This window comes from Anaerolineales bacterium (assembly GCA_019637805.1).
Classification (GTDB): domain Bacteria; phylum Chloroflexota; class Anaerolineae; order Anaerolineales; family UBA11579; genus JAMCZK01.
Genome location: JAHBVB010000002.1, coordinates 273,244 through 294,353, shown reverse-complemented (window position 1 = coordinate 294,353; position 21,110 = coordinate 273,244). Strand labels below are relative to the sequence as shown.

Sequence of the window (21,110 nt, the reverse complement as noted above, 5' to 3'; positions counted from 1 at the left end):
TCCCATGCCTTTCTACCACTCCCTCGGAGACATCCCCAAGAAACGCCACACCCAGTTCCGCAAGCCCAACGGCGGCCTGTACCGCGAAGAGGTGATGGGGCTGGAGGGCTTTTCCGGCATCCAGTCGCTGCTCTATCATCACTTCCTGCCGCCGCGGGTCAAAGCGGCCGAACTGCTTGGCCCGGCCAAGCCGGAATACGTAGACTTCGGCGCCATCCGCCACCGCGCCTTCAAGTCGGCCGATATGCCAGCGGGCGGCGATCCGGTGGCCGCCCGGCGCGTGCTGATGGGCAACAACGACGTGACCATCGGCCTCAGCCGCCCGACGCAGAGCATGGACTACTTCTATCGCAATGCGCAGGCCTACGAATGCTGGTATGTCCACGAGGGCAGCGGCGTGCTACGTACCCAGTTCGGCGTGCTGGAGTTCCAACCGGGCGACTATGTCGTGATCCCGTTCGGCACCACCTGGAAGATGGAGATCTCCGGGAGCGAAGCACGCTTCCTGGTCGTCGAGACCCCTTCGCACATCCAGGCGCCCAGACGCTATCGCAACGAGTACGGCCAGCTGGGCGAACATGCGCCCTTCAGCGAGCGCGACTTCAAAGTCCCGCAACAGCTGGACACCCACACCGACCAGGGCGACTTCGAGGTGCGCGTAAAAGTGCGCGACACGATCAGCCGCCACATCCTCGACCATCACCCGCACGATGTGGTGGGCTGGGATGGCTATTTGTATCCCTGGATCTTCAGCATCCACGATTTTGAGCCGCGCACCGGCGCGCTACACCTGCCGCCGCCAGAGCACCAAACCTTTCAGGGACGCGGCTTCGTGCTGTGCTCCTTCGTGCCGCGTCTGTACGACTACCACCCGGATGCCATCCCAGCGCCCTACAACCACTCCAACGTGCAGTCGGACGAGATGATCTACTACGCCGAGGGCAACTTCATGTCGCGCAAAGGCATCGACCGCTGCGACATCACCCTGCACCCCTTCGGCCTGCCGCACGGCCCCCAGCCCGGCGCCACCGAAGCCTCGATTGGCAAGAAGAGCACCGACGAGCTGGCGGTGATGGTGGACACCTTCAACCCCATGCACCTGACCACTCAGGCGCTTGAAATGGAAAAACCGGAATACCAGGCCAGCTGGATGGCCGACGATGGCGAAAGCGCCTTCTTCACCGCCGGTTAATTTAATGAAGAAAACCCAGGTCAAACGTTACCTGTTCGCCAGCGCCCTGGCCGCGGCCCTGATGATTGGCGGCATGTTCGCCGCCTCGCTGGTCTGGCCGCAATTGAATGCCTTCAACTTCACGCTGGTGGCCGACCCAACCGAGTACCAAGCCGCCCTGCTGGCCACTGACCTGCCGCTGCGCGTCTTCCTGACCTTGGACAATCTGTTCCTGACCTTCTACACGGCCGCCTTCATCTTTCTGGCGATCCGCTTGTGGTCCAAAGAGCGCGGTCAGATCTTGATTGCCGTGGCCTTGGGCGCGCTGCTGGTGACCGCCTACCTGGACTTGCAGGAGAACCACGAACTGATCACTTTCCTGGACATGAGCCAGCTGGGCTGGGCGATCGAGCCGCAGATGCTGCACAGCCGCATGGTGTGGAGCCAGCTCAAGTTCCACAGCAGCTACCTGGGCCTGTTCCTGTTTGCCTTCCTGCTGCCGGATAAGACCCTGACGGAAAAAGTGCTGCGCTGGACACTGTTGGTGGCTTTTGTTCCCATCGGAATTTTGGTATACACTTTCCCGCAACCAATCTTCGAATTGCTACGTTTTACAGGTATGTTGGCGGGCCTGGCCCTGCTGGCCTGGAATACTTGGCAGGAATTAAAGAGAGACTAATCGTCCATGGAAGTTAGCCCCGGCGAGATCGCCGCCAGCATGTTCACCCGTCTGATGGTCAGTACGGTGGTGCCGCGGCCGATCGCCTGGGTCTCCACGGTCAATGCCGAGGGCCGCCCCAACCTGGCGCCTTTTTCGTTCTTCAACCTGGTGTGCTACACCCCGCCCACCCTGCTGTTCTGCCCGGAGATCCGCGGCACCGATGGCGGGGTCAAGGATACGCTTAAGAACATTCGGGCGACCGGCGAGTTCGTGGTCAACATCGTCACCGAAGCCACGGCCGAGGCGATGAACCTGACCGCTACGGAACTGCCGCCGGAAGTGAATGAATTTGAGCACGCCGGGCTGGCCGCCGCGCCGGCGCACAAAGTGCGCCCGCTGCGGGTGGCACAGAGCCCGGTGAGCTATGAGTGCCGGCTGACCCAGATCGTGGACATTGGCAACGGAGCGCGCGGCTCAGGCTCGATCGTGATCGGCGAAATTGTGCATCTGTACGTGGCGGACGAGATCCTGCTGCCAGAGTACAAGATCGACATGGCGGCTTTCAAGCCCGTGGGCCGCCTGGCCGGATATGGCTACAACCGCGTCAGTGACACTTTTGAGATGAGGCGGCCGCCTTCTCAGATCACCCCGGAGGCAAAATGACATTCGAAGCCTTTCAATCCCTTTTGGAGACCTTGCAGGCCAACCCCAGCCAGGCCGCCCTCGCGGTGACCGTGGCTGCGGTGCTCGCTTTCGTGATCGCGCGCTTCTTTATCGCCCGCGGCCTGATCGGCCTGACCAAGCGCACTCACAATCAGTGGGACGACGTGCTGGTCAAGCACCTGCATCCCTATCGCCTGTCCCTGATGGCCCCGCTGGTGGTGGTGTACTACTTCGCCTATTTCTGGCCAGACATTCAGCCCACACTGGAAAAGGGCGTCCTGTTCCTGGCGCTTTGGTTGGGCATCGCCACGATCACCTCACTGCTGACCGCCGTTAACATCATCTACGAAAGCCGGGCCAACTACACCGGCGTGGCCATCCAGGGCTACCTGGATATGATCAAGATTCTCTTCGTAGCGGTCGGCATCATCCTGAGCGTATCGCTGTTCACCGAGCAGTCGCCCGTCTTGCTGCTCAGCGGGCTGGGCGCGCTGACGGCCGTGCTGCTGCTCATCTTCCAAGACACCATCCTGGCCCTGGTGGCCAGTGTGCAGATCGCCGCCAATGACCTGGTGAAAGAAGGCGACTGGATCGAGGTACCCAGTTTCGGCGCCGACGGCGACGTGACCAACATGTCGCTGCACTCGATCAAGATCCAAAACTTTGACATGACCTTCAGCGTGATTCCGACGCACAAATTGATGGACGTGGCTTTCAAAAACTGGCGCGGCATGAACCAGGCTGGCGGGCGCCGCATCAAACGCTCGATCTTTGTCGACATCCAGACCATTCATTTCGTTCGCCCGGACGAAATGGAGATGCTGAAGAGCAATCCACTGATGAAATCTTTCATCGAGAACCGCGAGTGGGAGCCCCAGGGCGAAGAGCCGGTGAGCCAAATGCAGCTTAAGCCGCGCCTGACCAACGTGGGGGCTTTCACCGCCTATGTGGTCGCCTACCTGAGGAGCCGCCCGGACCTGCGCAAGGACATGACCATGCTGGTGCGCCAGCTGGACCCCGGCCCCACCGGTCTGCCGCTGGAGATCTACGCCTTCAGCAGTACCACGGCCTGGGAGCAATACGAGAATATCCAGGCCAGCATCTTCGACCATTTGCTGGCCATCGCTCCCGAATTTGGGCTGCGCGTCTTCCAGCAGCCAACGATGCTGACCTACAACGTCGACCCGGCTCTGGTCAATCCCCAAAGCCCCTCTGACTAGAGGGGCTTCTTTTATGGAATGGGCAGCGCGGTTACAATACGCCCCAACAATCCCAAATCCCTGCCAGCTTCAAAGGATGTGCGATGGCTACGAGTGAAACCAAGAATTTAGGCAATGTGCCGCGTTGGGACCTGACCAACGTGTACCCCAGCCTGGAGAGCAAAGAGTACCAAGCGGCTTTCCAGGACCTGCTGAACCAGCTCGACGAGATCGAAGCTTACGTGCGCCAAGAACGCATTGAAAAGAGTGAAAACGGTCCGGCGCAGACCGAGCTGGATGATCTGGCCCGCGTGCTGACCGAAGCCGTGGACAAGCGCAACAAGGTTTCGCGTCTGTACGGCACTTTGGGCGCGTTCATCGCCTCATACACCACGACCGACTCGTTCAACCAGGAAGCCCGCCGGGCTGAATCCGAGCTGGAGATGCAAGGCGTGCGCCTGCGCAAGCACGAAGTGGCCTTCCGCGGCTGGCTGAGCGGCTTCGGCGACAAGCTGCCCGAGCTGCTGAAGCGCCCGGGCACCCTGGCCGAGCATGCCTTTTTCCTGCAAGAGGTGTACGAGCAGAGCCGCTACCTGATGAGCCCGGCCGAAGAAGACCTGGCCGCCGAGCTGACTCTGAGCGGCGCCAACGCCTGGGGCAAACTGCACAATACGACCACTTCCCAACTGAGCGTGGACTTTGAGCTGGACGGCGAAGTCCAGAAGATGCCCATGCCGGCCCTGATCAACCTGCGCAACCATCCCGATAGCGAGACGCGCAAGCGCGGTTACGAAGCCGAGATGGACGCCTGGGAGAAAAACAAGGAACCTTACGCTGCGGCCCTGAACGGCGTGAAGGGCGAAGTGCTCACTCTGGACACCCGCCGCGGGCGGACTGACGCGCTGCACGATTCGCTGGACACGGCGCGCATTGACCGCCAGACGCTGGAAGCCATGATGGAAGCCATGCGCGATTCCTTCCCCACCTTTCGGCGCTATTTCAAGGCCAAGGCCAAGCGGCTGGGCAAGGAACAGCTGCCCTGGTACGACATCTTCGCGCCGATCGGCAAGACCGACACAGTCTACACTTACGAGCAGGCGCGCGACTTCATCCTGGAGCAGTTCGGCACCTTCTCCGACCACCTGCAGGGGCTGGCCAAGCGCGCCTTTGACAACAACTGGATCGACGCCGAAATGCGCGAAGGCAAGAGCGGCGGCGCATTCTGTATGGATGTGCCGGGCGTGGACGAATCACGCATTTTGGCCAATTTCGACGGCTCGATGGACCAGTTGAGCACCCTGGCGCATGAGTTGGGCCACGCCTATCACAACGAATGCCTGGTGGGCAAGCCCTTCCTGCGCACACTGACGCCGATGACCCTGGCCGAAACCGCCTCGATCATGTGCGAGACGATCGTGTCTGAGGCCTCGCTGAAGCTGGCCAAGAACAAAGACGAAGAACTGGCCATCCTGGAGCAGAACCTGCAAGGCGCCGCCCAAGTGATCGTGGACATCACCTCACGCTTCATCTTTGAGAAGGAAGTCTTCGAGCGCCGAGCCAAGGCGGAACTATCCGCGGACGAGATCTCGGCCATCATGGAAGACGCCCAGCTGCAAACCTACGGCGACGGCCTGGACCCCAAGTACCTGCATAAGTACATGTGGACCTGGAAGCCGCATTACTACTACGCCGGCTTCTCGTTCTACAACTACCCGTATGCCTTTGGCCTGCTGTTCGGCACCGGCTTGTACGCCATCTACCAGCAGCGCGGAGACGCCTTCGTGGCCGATTATCAGGACCTGCTGGCCAGCACCGGCGAAGGCGACGCGGCCACACTGGCGGCGCGCTTCGGCATCAACATCCGTGAGAAGAAGTTCTGGGAAGACAGCCTGAAAGTGATCGGCGCCAACGTAGACCGCTACGAAAGCTTGTAAGCGAGAGACACTCCAACAAAAAAAGACCCGGCTATCAAAGCCGGGTCTTTTGTTTGCGTTTAGGGCGTTGGCGTTACCGTCACGGTGCCCAGCTTGATCATCTTCATCAGGATGGTTGGCTGGGTCCAGGCCACACCGTAGCGAGTATACCTGTCGGCTGCGCACCACAAGCGGCCGTAAGGGTTGCCGGCCTGTGGCTGCCAATGGGTGAAACATTTGCGCCAACCGCCTGCTAAGTGGTCAAAGTACCAAATGCTCATATTCGATTCTTGGTCTTTCCACTTGTCGTACTGGATCTTATCCAAATTGAAATAGACCCGGACCAAGCCATACATCCACAAGAAAGGCTTACCATCCTCGCGGTAGATCTGAAAATCGAGAATGCGCTGGGTGAACTTGTGCCAGGAATCCGGCCGATCGTCAGGAAATTCTTCAGCGCGCAGCACCAGCGTGCCGCGATACTTGGAGTCATCAATGAAAATGCCGCCGTTGCCTATGGAGACATCGTAATCCCGGTCGAAAAAGAGCTCAACTTCGCGGCGCTCCACGCGTTGAAACGCCGAGGCAGGGATGGCGCTGAACAAGAACACCACGACTGGCAGAGCAAACAGGGCGACGCGGAAGATGATTTTGGATTTGGGCATAAGGCCTCAGCAACTCGATTGCAGCACCGTAGTGACGGCGCTATGCGACAAAGGCAGAATAGTGCTGCCAATTATAGGCGCAATCAGCGGCATCACAAATTCGAACTGATACGTGACGGTGACGGTCAGGCTCTGCCCAACGCAGGGGGTGGTGGGGGAATGGCTGACCTGGATCCTGCTAACGTCCATCATGTCTATCGGACTGGTGGAGGACTGGCGCACGCGCGTCTCGATGCCGCTAAACGCTCCGGTGGAACCATACAGAGCACCCTCCTCTGCCGCTTCGCGCACGGCGACGGAGGCGAAATACAAGCGGCCAACATCTACCACGACCGACAAAATGAGCACCAGGACCAGGAAGGTGATGGCGAATTCCACCAGGCTCTGGCCGCGCTCAGAGCGGCGATGGGAGGAGGCAGGATGCTGTTTCATCAGCGCAGGGCACTCACTTCATACAGCTGAGCAAGTTCTGTGCCTGCTGGCAGAGTTTGGCCGACTTCCACGCTTTTCAGAATGGTGCGGCGCGTGGTGGAGTTAAAGGTCATTTGCGGAATGCGCATCAGCGGGATGGCGGCGGCCGGGTCAAAGTACCCAGTGACTTCCACCACAATGCGGTGGCCTGTCTCGATCTGGGCTGCAGTCACCGAACCGCAATCGCCAATTTTGCTCAAATCGTCGCGCACGTAATAGATATCGATGTCGCCGGCGGTGCTTCTGGCCACGCCAGCGTACTCCAAAGCCTTGTCACGAATGGCAGTGCAGTTCAAGTAGTACTGAGTTGAAGAGCCCAGGCGCGCCGCTTCACGGCTGGCGGTGGAGATGGATTGGTAAATGAAGACCGCCCGCGCTCCTTCAAAAATGGCGAAGATCACCAAGAGCAGGACGGGGATCACCAGAGCGAACTCCAGGGTTCCCTGTCCAGAAGAGACTTTTTTCAAAAAATTTCGCATCCCAACCACCATGCGGGGATTATAGCGGATTGCCCGCCGGCGAACCTTCCCCCATGGGTACCAGCCGCTAGCCGGCTTTGCCGCTCACCGTGCTGCCCTTGTGTAGGCGATTGAAGGCTTTGACCACCAGGAACATAGCAAACGCCACGATGACGAAGTGAATGATGACGGTGACCAGTTCGCCATAGTTAACGGTGACGGCCCCCGCCTGTTGAGCGGCTTCCAAATTGACGTACGGCCCGGCCACCTCGCCGGGCTTCAGCACCAGGAACAGGTCCTTGAAGTCGGCGCCGCCCAACAGCAGGCCGATGGGCGGCATGAGGATGCCGTTGACTAGCGTGTCCACGATCGAAGTGAATGAAGAGCCGATCACCAAACCAATCGCCAGGTCAATGGCGTTGCCACGCATGGCGAAATCACGAAATTCTTGCAGCATATTTGTCTCCTATCCTTCTTTCTGAGCTTGAATGCGTTTCTGCAAAAAGGGCGAGAAGCGCCCTGCATAGCGCTGTTGCAGTTGCGGCAGCTTCCAATCATTGCCAGTCACGCGGCCGCGGCAGGCGGCGGAACCGCACAGGCAGTCAAACCAGTCCCGGGGGTCGCCATCGCACATGGCGTAATCGATGGTGACTTCCTCGCCCGGTACGATGTCTCGCAGGGCGACGATCACGATCTGCCCTTCCAACCCGGCGTTGGGGTCGCAGGAGTGGTTGATGAAGTCACCTGAGCCGGGTTTGCTGGAGACCAGATAAAGGTCTTCCTCCACTTGAGCGCTCTGCGACTGCTGGTGCGGCTGCAGGGCCTCAAAGAAGGCCCGCGTAACCACGTCACCACCCCAAACCGCCACCCGCTCCCCACGCTGGATGGGTCGCAGGGCGAACATGCCGCGTCCCTCGATCGTCTCGTCGGTGCGAATCTCCAGTTTGTCGGAAAGCCAGGAGTTGGTTGCGCTTTGTTTTTGTATATCAGTCATTGCGTTGCAGCACCGCGATCATGCGTTGCGAGGCATCGGTGTCATCCAAAGGTTGCTTCAAATTATAGTCGCCGTACCAGCCCACCACGGACAAGCGCTTGCTGAGCTGGGCCAGCAGCGTGATCTCTTGCGCGGAGAGAATGCGTTCGCGCGCCTTGTCCTTGATCACGGCGGGCTGCTTGCCTTTCTCTTTGACGCGGATCTCGATCTCCGTGTCGGCAATGCCGGTGAGCAGATCCACATGGGGTTTGTTGGTCGCCCAGCGGATGTCCACCGAGGTGCCGCCGCGCTGGCCGTGATAGTGAAACTTGCCGTAATGGGTCAGCGAGGTGTGGCGCGGGTGGCTGACGTCAATAATGTAGACACCGCGGCTGGTGAGGTTGGCGGCCATCGCCTGGAAATGCGAGACCAGGTCACGGTTCTCCACCAGGGCATCAATACCGTCAAAGACGATGAAGGCCAGGTCCACCGGCTGCTTGAGGCGGAAGCGCCGCATGTCGGCGCTGCGCAATTCCAGCTGTAAGCCATCGGCCTCGGCGCGCTGGCGGGCATACTCCACCATTTCAGGGCGCAGGTCAATGCCTACGGAGCGCAGGCCGCGGCGGGCCACCTCGCGGGCATGGTAAGCCGGGCCGCAAGCCACGTCCAGGGTGGACTGAGCCGCATGGCCGGCGTATTTGTGATAGACCCCCAACAGAAAATCCACTTCTTTACGCACATCTCGATCAAAGACAATATCGTAATAATTCACCTTTTGATAAAAGGCGTTGTGCTCGGCCATCACGGCCCTCCTGCCCGGTCGGGGGCAACCTGCTGAGATATGCACTGTTAACGTTCCAACACAAAACAATATACGCCTGATTTTTAAAGTTTCAATAGGCAATCTGATCAGAACAAAAACCTGCGCCGGATGGGTTCCATCCGGCGCAGCGCTGCTGATTTTAAGCGTTGGCTTTGGTAGTCAGGCCGTGCCCAAAGGGGAAGAGCGGCTCGCGCGCTTTGCCGCCGTTGAGCGGGATCTGCTGCATGTCGCGCGGCCAGGTGTAGGACAGCTTGCCCGTGAAAGGCTTGTCGCCAAAGAGCACGTCCACGATGCCGGCGCCCTCGGTACCCGGCCAAAAGGCGGCCACAAAGGCGTCGGCGCGGTCAATCACGTCGGTGATGATCAGCGGCCGCCCCGAGAGCAGGATCACGACCAGCTTTTTGGCGCGGGCGCGCACGCGGGCCACCAAAGCCTGGTCGGCCTCGGGCAGTTCGAGCGAGACGCGGTCGCCGCGCCCCTCCGCATAGGGGAATTCGGCCAACACCACCACGGCCACGTCCGCCTGCAGCAGCTGCCCGTCCGGCGTGCGCTGGTCGTCAAAGTTGCCGAAGCGGTCGAAGATGATCTCGCTGTCGGTGGCCTCGCCATCCTGCATGCCATCCAGGATGGTGGTTCCGGGGGTGATCGGGCCGGGCTTCCCTTGCCATTCCACCGTCCAGCCGCCAGACTGCAGGCCGATGTTGTTGGCCTCCCCGGCCAGGAAGATGACCGGTGTGTCCTTGCTCAGCGGCAGCAGGCCGCCTTCGTTCTTGAGCAGGACGGCGGACTGGGCGACGGCCTCGCGGGCCAGCGCACGGTGCTCCGGCGAACCGACCTGGCGCAGCAGCGCCGAATCAGCGGCGCCGCGCTCGAAGAGGCCCATTTCCAGCTTGACGCGCAGGATGCGGCGCACGGCATCGTCAATGCGCTCCAGCGAAACGTCGCCCTTCTCCACCGCCTGGGTCAGGCTGAAGATGAACTTCTTGAAATCAAAGGGCACCATATTCATGTCGATGCCGGCATTGACCGAAGTGACGACTGCCTTGTAATAGTCGGGTGAGATCTGGTTAACGGCTTCCCAGTCCGTGACGATAAACCCGTCAAAACCCAGCTCTTCCTTGAGCAATTCGGTCAGCAGGTAGCGGTTGGCGTGCACCTTCATGCCGCCCCAACTGGAGAACGAAGCCATGATGGAACGCGCCCCGGCCTTGAGTGCATCCAGGTACGGCGCCAGGTGCACAGTGCGCAGGGTAGCCTCGTCCACATCGGTGATGCCCTGGTCCAAGAGGTATTGGACTTCAATGAAGGTGGTGGAAGACCCGAAGGAAGTGCCGCCGTCGCCCACGAAATGCTTGGGCGTACCCAGCACCGCGCTGGGGGCGGCCAGGTTCAGTTCGCCCTCTGGGTTTTGCAAACCCTCCAGATAGGCGACGCTCAGCTCGGTCACCAGGTCGGTGCGCTCACTAAAGCCTTCAAAGGTACGGCCCCAGCGAATGTCCTGCGGTACGGACAGCGCTGGGGCATAGTTCCAGTAGATCCCGGTGGCGGCCAGTTCCATCGCCGTGGCGCGCGCAATGCGGCGCACCAGGTCGGCATTACGCGTCGCGCCCAGGCCGATGTTGTGGGGGAAGATGGTGGCGCCCACCAGGTTGTTGTGGCCGTGCACCGCGTCCACGCCGTAGATCATAGGGATGCCCAGGCGAGTGGCTATGGCCCTTTCCTGGAAACCCTGCACCATTGCGCGCCAACCCTCGGCCGTGTTTTGGGCGGGAAAACCGCCGCCGCCGCTGAGCAATCCGCCAATGAAATAGCTGGTCACTTCCTTGGGAGAAATGCTGTTCTTCTCCACCAAGGTCATCTGGCCGATCTTCTCGGCCAGGGTCATTTGGGCCAGCAGGTCTTCCATCCGCTCGGCAATATTCACGTTCTTGTCTATCGATTGCATGTCCTCAAAAGTCCTTTATTGTTTGCTCTCAATGTTTTTTGAGTCGGATTGCTGCGCCTCGGAGCGCTGCAGTGCGGCGAGATACTCGGGGTAATGCCTGCGCACACCCGCATTGGGGTCACGATTGAATTCTGCCGGGTCCACCTGCAGCTGCGCCCAAGCCGGGATAGGCTGAACGATGGGCTGGGTTTCCGCAAACTGTTTGATCACCTCGGCGTGCGGCTTGAGGCTGCCGTCCGGGCGCACCAGGCCAAAAAAGCGCTCGTGGCGCTGGGCATCGCAAGGCGGCCGGTCCCAGAGCGCCTCCATATAGTCCGCAAAACACCACAGCACCGCGCCGGTTGCGCCGACTTGCTGCAGCTTGGGCAGCACTAGGCGCAGGTAGTCGGCCAGGTCTTCCTCCGAAGCCATGAAGCGCTTGTACTGCTGGCCCAGCGCCTCCCATTCCCAGTACTGGGATGGCTCTCCGGGCGGCGTGGTGCAGCCGCCAATTTCTTCCATCAACACCGGCTTGCCGCACAGGGCGGCGGTGATCGCACAAGTGTAGGGCACAAAGTCGGGGTCCAGCGGCTGGCGCGACCAGTCCACATACATGGGGTAGGAATGCATCACGGCCACGTCGGTTTCTGCGTAAATGTCGCTGATCATCAGCCCATTGCGGTCGTGCAGGCTGCCGCTGTGCAGGCCCAGGGTGACCGGGTGCAGCGGGTCGATCTCATGGATCAGATCGGTCATTTGGCGCGCCCAGGCACGCCCTTCGGCAGCAGAGTTGGGCCAGGCAAACAGGTCTGGCTCATTGCCCAGGTTCCACATCCACACCGCCGGGTGATGCTTGAGGCGCGTCACCACCGTGCGCAGCAAAAGACGGGCGGCGTCAAGCGCCAGCGGGTCATGGAATGGGTTGCGGTAGCCCTGGTCACTGAGCTGTCCGCGACTGACCACCTGGCGAATCCAGTCCAGATGAGGCAGCTCGCCGCCCAACAGCCAGCGCGGCGCCCAGTTGGGCCCGCTCATATGGCCGGTAAAGAACGTGATGTCCAGCTTGAGGCCGTGCTCGGCAGCGATCGTGCAGACCGTCTCCAGGTCTTGCAGGGCCGTGGGGGAGACTTGGTCTGGCTGGGGCTGGAAGTCATCCCACAGCAGGAAGATGCGCACTACGCTCAAGCCGATGGCGCGCATCAGGGCGAATTCTTCCCGTACTTCTGCTGCGTCAAACTGGCTCCACCAATACATGGCTTTGCGCCGCGGCCAGTAATTGGCGCCCAGAACGAATGGTTGGGGTGTGGGAGCGATCATGACCAGTCGATCAGGGCGCCGGCAAAACCAGCAAAAGCATGGATTCGGGGGTGAGTTGCAGGCGGATCCCCTCGCTAACCTGCAACGGGGTCAACGCTTCGGCAGGGTGATCTTTGTCAAACAAGGTCACCTCCGCCGTCGCGGGCAAATCAAGAGAGTCAATCTGCAGAGCCATTTCTCGGGCCTCTGCAGCCAGGTTGATCACCATCAGGACCAGGGCACCATCGGCACGGCGGGAGGCAAAGATGGAGACCAGGGGGTCGTCCGAGGAAGCATACAGACGCTCCTGGCCGAATGCCTTGTACATTTGATAGACGTGGTAGATCGGGCGGACATCGTAATTGGTGAGCATGCCGAAATCGCCGGCCAGGGCAAACTGATTGACCATGTAAGCCCCGCCGCGGATCATGCGGCCCAGGGCATCCCCCCACCAGATGGCGTTGAGGTGCGAATCGAGCGTGGTGTCACCACCGCTGCTGGCTGCCCAGCTGGAGTTGGCCTCTGTCACCGCCACGGGAATATCGCGCCCGGTGTGCTGGCGAATCAGGTCACGCACATAGGGGATGAGCTGATCCCATTCCGCCGAGGCCGTACGCAGCTCATCCGCCGAAGGCGGCCCAGCCAACTGAGAGCTGGGGAAGGGGTAGCGGTGAAAGGAGACCACGTCCACCATGTCGCCGTTGGCTTTGAGGAACTCGACCATCCAGCGCTCCAGCTCAAGCTGGTGCGGTTGGGTGGGATTGGCATAAAACTGGTTGACTTCGGGGCCGATCAGGATGATGTCTGCATCCACGGCGCGCATCGCCTCGGCCCACTGGCGCCATTCGCGCACAAACTGCTCCGGCTCGTAGCCATCCCCGAACAGATTGGGCTCGTTGCCGATCGACCAGTAGCGCACGTTGTAGCCCTTTTCCACATTCAGCAGCCGGACGATCTCGGCGGCTTTTTCCGCCGTGCCGTTCAGCAAGCGCACATGAATATACGGCTCAGCGCCAAACTGGCGGGTGAGCGCAATGTACTGGTCCAGGTTCCACTCATCCATGTCATTGCGGTCGCCCCAGTTTCCCCCAGGGTAGCGAATGACCCCCAGGTTGGCCTCCGCCACGGCCGGCTGCATTTGCAGCGGGACAAACAGCCAGGGGCCGTAGTTGGTGCCATACACCATTGGGCTGATCAGCCCCTGCTCCAGGCTGGCGTCCACATACAGCCCGGCATGTGTTACCGGGACGGCCGGCGTGAACGTGGGCAAGGCCGCGGGAGTCGGGCTGGCATCCACAGCGGGTTGCGTGGCTGGTGCAGGCGCCGGGCCAACGCAGGCCGCCAGCGAGAGGGCGGCGCACAGACCGGCAAGGATGGGGAGGCGCAAAAGGGTCAAACTCACTTCTCCACGCCGGTAATGACGATGCCCTGCACAAACACACGCTGGGCCAGGAAGAAAATGATCAACGGCAAGGCGATCGCCATCATCGATGCTGCCATGGCCAGACCGGGCTGGACGGCGAAAATGTTGTTGAACTGGGTCATGCCGATAGAAATGGTGTACAGATCCTCACGGCCCTGCAGGTAGACCAGGGGCTCGAAAAAGTCATTCCAGGCATAGAAGAAGTGAAACAAGCCCACCGCCAGAATGGCCGGGTAGGACTGCGGGATGATGACATGCCAGAGCACCTGCCAGGGCGAAGCTCCATCCAGGGTGGCGGCCTCATCCAGATCTTTGGGGATCGAGCGGAAATACTGGCGCAGCAGGAACACGTTGTAGGCGTTGGCAAAGAAATGCGGCACGATCAGCGGCCACCACGTGCCGCCCCAACCTATGGCGCGGAAGAAAATATAGGTGGGGATCAGCTTGACCTGGAAAGGCAGAATGATGGTCGAGATCAGGATGATGAAGAGGATGTTGACCCCAGGCACGCGGAAGCGGGCAAACCCATAAGCGACCAGGATGGACGAGATGAGTGTGCCCAGCGTGCCGACCACGGCAATGAAAATGGTATTGCGGAACAGGCGACCCAGGTTGATCTGCGCCCAGGAAAGCGGGAAATTATCCAGGGTGGGATCGAACTCATAGACCGGGTCAAAAGTGCGCCAGCGCCCCTCGACCATAAACACGCCGGCTTCCAAATTCTCGGGGTCGACATAATCGCTGGCCTCACGGCCGGGCTTGACCAGGGCCAATTGGCGCAGACCGTCTTCCATGGGCACGTTGAGCAGCGGATATTCTCGGCCCTCATACGTGAAATTGACCGGGCTGGAGGGCAGCAATTGCGAGTGCGGATCACGCACCTGATTGAGCGTCTTGAAAGCAGTCAGGCTCATGTAAGCCAAAGGCGCTAAGAACAAGAGCAAAATAGCCAGTCCAAAGATCGAGATGCCCAGATAAGGCAGGACGCGTTTGGAAGGCCACTTCAGAGAGAGCCTGGGGTTTTGCGGCGAGTTCGTGGTTTGGTCTGCCATGTTATTCGCCTCCGGCGTAGTACACCCAGCGTTGCTGAGTGCGGAACAGGAAGATGGTGAGCAGCAGCACAAAGGCGAACATCACCCAGGCCAGGGTGGCGCCATAGCCCATATCGAGGAAATTGAAGGCCGTGCGGTATAGGTACAGGTTGTAGAACATGGTGGCCCCATTCGGGTCGCCGCGACCGTTGCTAATAATGTAGGCCTGCGTGAAATACTGAAAGGTGCCGATCAACGAGAGCACCAATTGGTAGAAGATGATCGGAGAGATGAGCGGCAGGGTCACATGCCGAAAGCGCTGCCAGCCCGTGGCGCCGTCCACCTTGGCGGCATCGTAAAGTTCCGTGGGGACGTTCTGCAGGCCCGCCAGCATGATGATCATGGCGTTGCCCACTCCCCACACCCCCATCAGGGTCAGGGCCGGCAGCACCCAAACTTCGTCTTGAAACCAGTTGGGGCCGCTAATGCTAAGGAAGCCCAGGAATTTGTTCAACCAGCCCGATTCGGAATTCATGATGCCGCGCCAGACCATCACATTGACCGCTACGGGGATCATGGACGGCATGAAGAACAAAGCACGGTAGAGGTTTTTGCCGAACAGATACTCCGAATTAACCAGCAGGGCCAAACCCAAAGGAATGATCAAGGAAAAAGGAACGGAAATAAGAACAAAGCGCAGCGTGACGCCCACGGCCTGCCCAAAGAAGGGGTCGGTGAACAAGCGGGCATAGTTGGTCAGACCAATGAATCTGATCTGGTCGGGCTGAATTGGGTTGTAACTGGTGAAAGAAAAGATCAAAGAAGCCACAGTGGGCAACAAAGTGAAAACAAGCAAGCCAACCAACCAGGGGCTGAGGAAGAGCCAGCCCCAACGGATCTCTCGCTTAAGTTGGTTGTTGCGCGGAGCTTTCTTCTTCTCCACGGCCGAAATCGTTTGGGTGTTTTCCATGGTACCTCGAAAAACCAAGCAGCAGGTGCCTGGCAGGCTGAGCAAAAGCCCAGCCTGCCAGGCTATCCAAGGGGAAAGACCTCGACTACTCGACTTCCTGGTAGATCGCCGTGAGATCTGCCAGGAATTGAGTTAGGCGAGCGCTAACGTCCAAGTCCGGGTTGCTGCGCAGGTCGCTGCCGAGCTGCAGGAAGGCATCGTGCGACTTGGCCACATTGGGCAACACCAGCTCGTGGCCGGGGACTTCCAGATACGAAATCATCTTCAGGAAGACGTCCCAGTCCACTTCATTGGGGGCAAAGTTGGCGGCCTGACCATCGAAGAAAGCTTGCTGCTGCGAACTGCGAGCAGGCAAACCGCCATAGATGGCATACAGGTCAGCGGAGCCTTCACCCAACATGTAGCTGTAGACCTCGAAGGCCTCTTCCGGATGCGCGGTGGTGTTCATGATGGCGAACGTGTCACCATGCATCTTGGCCGTGGTGACGCCATTGTGAGACGGAACCACAGCCACGTCCCAGTTGGGGACAGAGGTCTTGTCGATACAGCAGGTGTACCACAGGTGAGTGAGGCCCATGGCCACCTTGCCGGAGCTGAAGGAGTTGCCGCTGATCAGGTCGCTATCCATAGCGGCCTGCGAGGGCAGGAAGGGCTGGGCGCCCCACATGGCATCGTAGTACCAGTTGATCGCTTCCACCTGGCCATCAGAGAGCACGGCGGTGCCGTCAGCGGCGACGGGGTAGAAGGGTTCAAAGTAGGCGCTGAACCAGCGTGGGCTGTCCTTGGTCCATTGGAAGTCGAAACCATACTGGGCGATGCTGCTGGCGTCGAAAGCGGCGCTGGTGGCATCGTTACCGGCGGTGTCCACCGTCAGACGGCGGGCCAGTTCAGCCAGGGTGTCGAAATTCCACTCGACTTCCTGTCCATCCAGAGTGTAGGGTTCACCAACCTCGTGCGGCGGATAGGCCAGGCCCGCTTCGTCAAACAGGTCGCGGTTGTAGAACACGGCCGACGGGAAGATGGCGAACGGCAGCCCCACCAGGGAGCCTTGGTCCTTGTAGAACTCCAGGAAGGCCGGATCAATGTCGCTGGTGTCGTATTGGAACTGGTCCACCAGTGGCTGCAGATCGAGGAAGGCATCCGGGAAGAAGCCACGACCCTCGGTGCCCACCGGGCCGACGATGTCGGGCGCGTTGCCCGCCGCGATCTGAGCGGTCAGGTTGTCACGCGCGAAGCGGTTGTCCACCACGATCATGATCAGCTGGATGCGGTCCTGGGAGGCATTGAACTTCTCCACCCATTCGCGCTCCTTGGGGATCTGATCCGGTTGGGCGCCAGTGCCCAGGCCGATGTACCAGTAAATTTGGACACGGTCTGCCTGTGCCTCTGCGACGGGCTCCAGAACCCCCGTCTCTTCTTCTCCGTTGGTCTCTTCAGCCGGAGCGGATGTAGCCGCGGCCGGAGCTGCACAGGCGCCGAGTACGAATGCGCCAACCAGCAGCAACGAGAACAACACTTGGAATTGCTTTTTCATGATGTTCACTTCTCCTCTTGTGTAGTGAGTGAATCACTGAGTTTTTTTGCTGTAAGACACATAGGTTCGCCTGTTGTCATCACCTCCTCTACCCGAAAGCCATAGTCGTCAAAGGGATACAAAAAAAGAATCGGCCCATATCTTCTAGGCCGATTCCCGAATGATCAAATTCGAAGGCAGTACTTCAGTGAGCAGTTCTTTTGGACGCTGTTCGATCAGCGTGATCAGCATGTCCACTGCATGCTGGCCCAGCTCTTCGATGGGCTGGGCGATGGTGGTGAGCGCCGGCTTGTAGCTGGCGGCCAGCGGCACATCATCGAAGCCGACCACAGCAACATCCTGCGGAACACGCACGCCCTGCTCTTTGAGAAAACGAATGGCGCCGACCGCCATCGCATCGCTGGTGGCGAAGACCGCGTCCGGTTTGTGCGGGAAGATCTTGGCCATGGCAGCGTAGCCGCCCTCCTCCACAAAGCCGCCCTCGGCGATCAGGTTCTCGTCGACCGGAAGGCCTGCCTTGGCCAGCGTGGCGCGGTAGCCATCCAAACGCTCGCGGCTGACCATCGTGTCCGACACGCCGGTAATCGTGGCGATCCGCCGGCGCCCGATCTGGATCAGATAATTCACCGCCATTTGGGTGCATTTCTCATTGTCAATATCGACAAAGTTGATGGGCAGGTTTTCGCGGTAACGGCCAATCAGCACAAAGGGCACTTGCGAATTGTGCAGGGCCTCCACGATGGGGTCACGGTCCTTGAGGGATGAAACAATGACCCCGTCGAGGAGGTCATTGCTGAGAATCTGGGTAATGCTTCTGCGCTCATGCTCCGGCTCGCCCAACCAAAACATGACGGAACGATTGAGGCGATTGCAGTGGTTGGTGACGCTCTGGATCAGGATGGGGAAGAAAGGCTCGACAAACAGGCGGGAGACACCGGTGGGGATCACCAGGCCAATAATGCCGGTGCGCCCGCCGGCCAGCTTGCGGGCGGCGCGGTTGGGCACGTAGTTGTTGGAGGTGACCACCTGCAGGACCCGCTCGCGGGTCTGCTCGTTCACATTCGGGTCATTGTTGATCACCCGAGAGACGGTGGAGCGGGACACCCCGGCTTTTTTGGCGATTTCTTCGATCGTGCTCAAAATCTACTCATTTCTGGGAGCGCTCCCAGTCTTTAGACGCAAAAATAGGGATAACGCTTCTCGATTTCGCTAGATATTGGGAGCGTTCCCATTGTAAGACGATTTTCAACGGTTTGTCAAGACCTGCACCTCGGTCGAAAAGGCTGAGCTATAATTGCTTGGAACTTGAAAATACGCGAGGACAAATGAGCCAAGCAAGCACCCCCCACCAGATCCAGGTACGCCATGAGCAAGACGCGCAGGAGATGCCGCCAGTCATGCAGTTCGGCACCTTGGTGATCGGGGTGCCTTTCCTGCTGACGGCCATCCGCTGCACCCTGCAATACATTGTGGTGCCCTTGCTGCTGCCGCTGCTGGGCGTCTCCAACACCTTTTCACCGCTAATCAATGTGGGCGCCGGGGTACTGAGCATCGGCGTGATCTTGTTCAACGTCGGCAGCCTTTGGCACACCAGCTGGCGCAAACGTTACCTGCTGATCGCGGCGATCGTTATCCCGATCATCCTGGTGATGATGCGCGGCGACTACCAGGCTTACCTGGACCTGGTACGCTGACCGCATTTGGAAAGCAAAACGCCTCGCTGAAGTTCAGCGAGGCGTTTTTGGTTGTGCCCCCACGGGGAGTCGAACCCCGGTTTTGGCCTTGAGAGGGCCACGTCCTAGGCCACTAGACGATGAGGGCTAACAAGGGCTTCGCCCTTTGTTTTGCCGTTGCGAAGCAACGGCAGGTTGGTTTGTAAGCTGTGTAAAGGGCTTCACCCTTTTGTTTTGCCGTTGCAACGGCAGCTATTTTCAAGCCACAGATAACAACAGCCACTTCCAAACAGAGCGCCGTATTTTACCATGCACGCTTACAAAGTCCACGGAGTAGACTTTGTAGGTGAACGCTAAGAAGGTCACTCTGGGCCTGCTGTTCGCCGCGGCGCTGTTGATCCTGGCCGTGATGCGCCTTGGCGCCCAGAGCGCGGCGGAGCGGGCGGTGGCGGGCATGGCCAGCGGGCTGGTGCTGCTGTGGGTGATTGCCGGCGGCGGGCTGATGTGGCGCTTGCGGCGCCAGGTGCGGCAGCGGGTGCTGGCCATGCGGCTGGACTGGCGCGTGAAGTTCGTGCTTTTTGCTACGCTGCTGGCCTGCCTGGAAGAAGTGGTCACGGTCTCCATGACCAACCTGGCGCCCTGGTTTGGGGCGCCGATTGGCGAAGCCTATATCACCGCCTCGACCAACTACTTCGATGTGATCCTACTGCACAGTGTGGTGGTCCTGATCCCCTATTTCATCGCCCTGGCCTTTTTGCTGGCGCGCTATGATCTCTCCCCTTTCACCGTCTTCATCGCCTTTGGCGCCGTGGGCACCCTCAGCGAAGCCCTCTTTGCCGGCAGCGGGGCCATGTTGCTGGCTTTCCCGTTCTGGTGCTTCGTCTATGGGCTGATGGTCTACCTGCCCGCCTACAGCCTGCCGCGCCGGCGCGGCGCCCGGCCCGCCCGCTGGCTGGCGCAGCTGCTATGCGCGCCGGCAACCTTCTTACTGGCGCTGCCGATGATCGCCCTGATCGCGGTGTTCATCGAAGGTGTGTTGGGACACCCACGTATCCACTTCCCTTAAGATGTGCAGCCCTCAGGCTTGTAGACGCGTTGGGTAGACGCAGGGTGCTCCAGCAGCTTGTGCGCCGGGCGGATGGGCCGGTGCACGAGGCCCCCACCGCAATTGGGACACACCAAGTCCAGTTTGTCTTGTGCGCAATCTGCACAGAACGTGCACTCAAATGAGCAGATGTAGACCTCCGCTGAACTGGGCAACAGATCTTTGTTACAGCATTCGCAGTTTGGCCGAATTTCCAGCATGTTATGCCTCCGTTTGTCATTCCAGGCATTCCTGCCTGGCTCATTCTATCAACCCGATTTGGGAAACCAGGGGATGAAGGCGTTGGTGCGGCGGGCATAGCCGGCATAGCCGGGCTTTTGCTTCTTGAGCGTCTTCTCCAGCATAGCCACGCCGGAGACATAGCGCAGCAGCCAGCTCATCAGCAGCGGGCTGAGCAGAGCCCACCAGGCGTCGCCGGCCAGGGCGAACAGGCCAAAGGCCCACCACTGCAGCGCATCGCCAAAGTAGTTGGGGTGGCGCGTGTAAGCCCACAGCCCGCTGGTGAGCAGCTTGCCCTTATTGGCCGGGTCGCGTTTGAACTGGGCCAACTGCCAATCGCCGACGGCTTCGAAGTAGAAGCCGAGCGCCCAGGCGGCCAAGGCCAGCCCATCCAGCCAGCCGAGCGGCGCGCTACTGGCCTGGGCGGCCAGCAGCGGCAGGCCGATCAGCCAGATCAGCGCGCCCTGCAGGATGAACACCTGCCACAGGCTGCGCCAGGGCCAGCGGCGACCGTGCTCCTTTCGCCAGCTGGCATAGCGGAAGTCTTCGCCGCGGCGCCAATTGCGCCAGGTGATGTGCGCTGAGAGGCGCAGGCCCCACATGCTGACCAGGGCGGCCAGCAGCCATTTGCGCTCCGCCAGGCCGCCGGGCAGCCAGACGAAATAGGCCCAGACCGAGAGCACGAAACCCAGGCCCCAGAAACTGTCGATGATGCCGGCGTCGCGCAGGCGCAGGCTGAGCAGCCAAAGCAGGAAAACGCTGGCCAGCAGCAGCGCGCCGGTTTGGAACCAAGCAGAGATCAAGTCCATCCTGCGATTATCCCCGTTCTGAGCGAACTGGCCAGCGGCAGTCAGGGACGCTCAATCAGCTATAATGGCGTTATTCGCCCTCACCCTGGAGGACACGCCCAGATGTACGACAAGAAAACGCTTGAAGAG

Annotated in this window: 22 protein-coding genes and 1 tRNA gene; 7 read left to right on the top strand and 16 right to left on the bottom strand. The window is 60.1% G+C overall.

The genetic code is table 11. The features are described 5' to 3' along the window. The first annotated feature begins 4 nt into the window (after positions 1-4). The 5 genes from KF885_07055 to KF885_07035 all read left to right on the top strand — a co-directional run bounded on the left by KF885_07055 (position 5) and on the right by KF885_07035 (position 5,628). Positions 5-1,192, top strand: a complete 1,188-nt coding sequence (locus KF885_07055; protein ID MBX3048913.1) for a homogentisate 1,2-dioxygenase — start codon at positions 5-7, stop codon at positions 1,190-1,192. A 4-nt stretch (positions 1,193-1,196) separates the two neighbouring features. Further along, the gene (locus KF885_07050; GenBank protein ID MBX3048912.1) at positions 1,197-1,850 is read left to right on the top strand and encodes a hypothetical protein; all 654 of its coding nucleotides are present in this window, start codon (positions 1,197-1,199) and stop codon (positions 1,848-1,850) included. A gap of 6 nt (positions 1,851-1,856) precedes the next feature. Beyond that, positions 1,857-2,495, top strand: coding sequence for a flavin reductase family protein (locus tag KF885_07045; GenBank protein MBX3048911.1), 639 nt, complete (start codon positions 1,857-1,859; stop codon positions 2,493-2,495). Continuing rightward, positions 2,492-3,715 (top strand): mechanosensitive ion channel family protein, encoded by a 1,224-nt coding sequence (locus tag KF885_07040; protein MBX3048910.1) that lies wholly within the window; start codon positions 2,492-2,494, stop codon positions 3,713-3,715. Before KF885_07045 ends, KF885_07040 begins: the two co-directional genes overlap by 4 nt. Positions 3,716-3,798: 83 nt before the next feature. Next, on the top strand, positions 3,799-5,628 hold the full coding sequence (locus KF885_07035; GenBank protein MBX3048909.1) for a M3 family oligoendopeptidase: 1,830 nt from the start codon (positions 3,799-3,801) through the stop codon (positions 5,626-5,628). A 59-nt stretch (positions 5,629-5,687) separates the two neighbouring features. Here the strand turns inward: KF885_07035 and KF885_07030 are convergent, their stop codons facing one another. From KF885_07030 to KF885_06970, 13 genes are all read right to left on the bottom strand, one after another. Then, positions 5,688-6,272: a hypothetical protein gene (locus KF885_07030; GenBank protein MBX3048908.1), complete on the bottom strand. Its 585-nt coding sequence runs from the start codon at positions 6,270-6,272 to the stop codon at positions 5,688-5,690. A gap of 6 nt (positions 6,273-6,278) precedes the next feature. After that, positions 6,279-6,704 carry a pilus assembly protein gene (locus KF885_07025; protein ID MBX3048907.1) on the bottom strand — a complete coding sequence of 142 codons (426 nt, stop codon included), beginning with the start codon at positions 6,702-6,704 and terminating at the stop codon, positions 6,279-6,281. Next, a complete protein-coding gene (locus KF885_07020; GenBank protein ID MBX3048906.1) occupies positions 6,704-7,222 on the bottom strand; it encodes a pilus assembly protein in 519 nt (172 codons plus the stop codon). Before KF885_07020 ends, KF885_07025 begins: the two co-directional genes overlap by 1 nt. Positions 7,223-7,289: 67 nt before the next feature. Beyond that, complete coding sequence (gene mscL / locus KF885_07015) at positions 7,290-7,658, bottom strand: large conductance mechanosensitive channel protein MscL (GenBank protein MBX3048905.1); 369 nt, start codon at positions 7,656-7,658, stop codon at positions 7,290-7,292. A gap of 9 nt (positions 7,659-7,667) precedes the next feature. Beyond that, positions 7,668-8,195 carry an SET domain-containing protein gene (locus tag KF885_07010; protein ID MBX3048904.1) on the bottom strand — a complete coding sequence of 176 codons (528 nt, stop codon included), beginning with the start codon at positions 8,193-8,195 and terminating at the stop codon, positions 7,668-7,670. Further along, positions 8,188-8,976, bottom strand: a complete 789-nt coding sequence (locus KF885_07005; protein MBX3048903.1) for a class I SAM-dependent methyltransferase — start codon at positions 8,974-8,976, stop codon at positions 8,188-8,190. Before KF885_07005 ends, KF885_07010 begins: the two co-directional genes overlap by 8 nt. Positions 8,977-9,136: 160 nt before the next feature. Next, complete coding sequence (locus KF885_07000; GenBank protein MBX3048902.1) at positions 9,137-10,942, bottom strand: glycoside hydrolase family 3 C-terminal domain-containing protein; 1,806 nt, start codon at positions 10,940-10,942, stop codon at positions 9,137-9,139. A gap of 15 nt (positions 10,943-10,957) precedes the next feature. Continuing rightward, positions 10,958-12,238 (bottom strand): beta-galactosidase, encoded by a 1,281-nt coding sequence (locus tag KF885_06995; protein MBX3048901.1) that lies wholly within the window; start codon positions 12,236-12,238, stop codon positions 10,958-10,960. 10 nt (positions 12,239-12,248) lie between these two features. Continuing rightward, on the bottom strand, positions 12,249-13,619 hold the full coding sequence (locus KF885_06990) for a hypothetical protein (protein ID MBX3048900.1): 1,371 nt from the start codon (positions 13,617-13,619) through the stop codon (positions 12,249-12,251). Next, positions 13,616-14,692, bottom strand: a complete 1,077-nt coding sequence (locus KF885_06985) for a carbohydrate ABC transporter permease (GenBank protein ID MBX3048899.1) — start codon at positions 14,690-14,692, stop codon at positions 13,616-13,618. The genes KF885_06990 and KF885_06985 overlap by 4 nt, the downstream gene beginning before the upstream one ends. Before the next feature lies 1 nt (position 14,693). After that, positions 14,694-15,641, bottom strand: coding sequence for a sugar ABC transporter permease (locus KF885_06980; protein MBX3048898.1), 948 nt, complete (start codon positions 15,639-15,641; stop codon positions 14,694-14,696). A gap of 85 nt (positions 15,642-15,726) precedes the next feature. Further along, positions 15,727-17,175 carry an extracellular solute-binding protein gene (locus KF885_06975; protein MBX3048897.1) on the bottom strand — a complete coding sequence of 483 codons (1,449 nt, stop codon included), beginning with the start codon at positions 17,173-17,175 and terminating at the stop codon, positions 15,727-15,729. 144 nt (positions 17,176-17,319) lie between these two features. After that, positions 17,320-18,315: a LacI family DNA-binding transcriptional regulator gene (locus KF885_06970; GenBank protein MBX3048896.1), complete on the bottom strand. Its 996-nt coding sequence runs from the start codon at positions 18,313-18,315 to the stop codon at positions 17,320-17,322. Between the two features lie 185 nt (positions 18,316-18,500). Here KF885_06970 and KF885_06965 point away from each other — a divergent pair, with 185 nt between their 5' ends. Beyond that, on the top strand, positions 18,501-18,869 hold the full coding sequence (locus KF885_06965) for a hypothetical protein (GenBank protein MBX3048895.1): 369 nt from the start codon (positions 18,501-18,503) through the stop codon (positions 18,867-18,869). 54 nt (positions 18,870-18,923) lie between these two features. Here KF885_06965 and KF885_06960 read toward each other — a convergent pair. Next, positions 18,924-18,996 (bottom strand) — tRNA-Glu (locus tag KF885_06960). A 198-nt stretch (positions 18,997-19,194) separates the two neighbouring features. Here KF885_06960 and KF885_06955 point away from each other — a divergent pair. Continuing rightward, complete coding sequence (locus tag KF885_06955; protein ID MBX3048894.1) at positions 19,195-19,914, top strand: hypothetical protein; 720 nt, start codon at positions 19,195-19,197, stop codon at positions 19,912-19,914. Here KF885_06955 and KF885_06950 read toward each other — a convergent pair. Both KF885_06950 and KF885_06945 read right to left on the bottom strand, forming a co-directional pair. Further along, a complete protein-coding gene (locus KF885_06950; GenBank protein ID MBX3048893.1) occupies positions 19,911-20,153 on the bottom strand; it encodes a DUF1272 domain-containing protein in 243 nt (80 codons plus the stop codon). The genes KF885_06955 and KF885_06950 overlap by 4 nt on opposite strands. 48 nt (positions 20,154-20,201) lie before the next feature. After that, on the bottom strand, positions 20,202-20,981 hold the full coding sequence (locus tag KF885_06945; protein MBX3048892.1) for a DUF1295 domain-containing protein: 780 nt from the start codon (positions 20,979-20,981) through the stop codon (positions 20,202-20,204). Between the last annotated feature and the right edge of the window lie 129 nt (positions 20,982-21,110).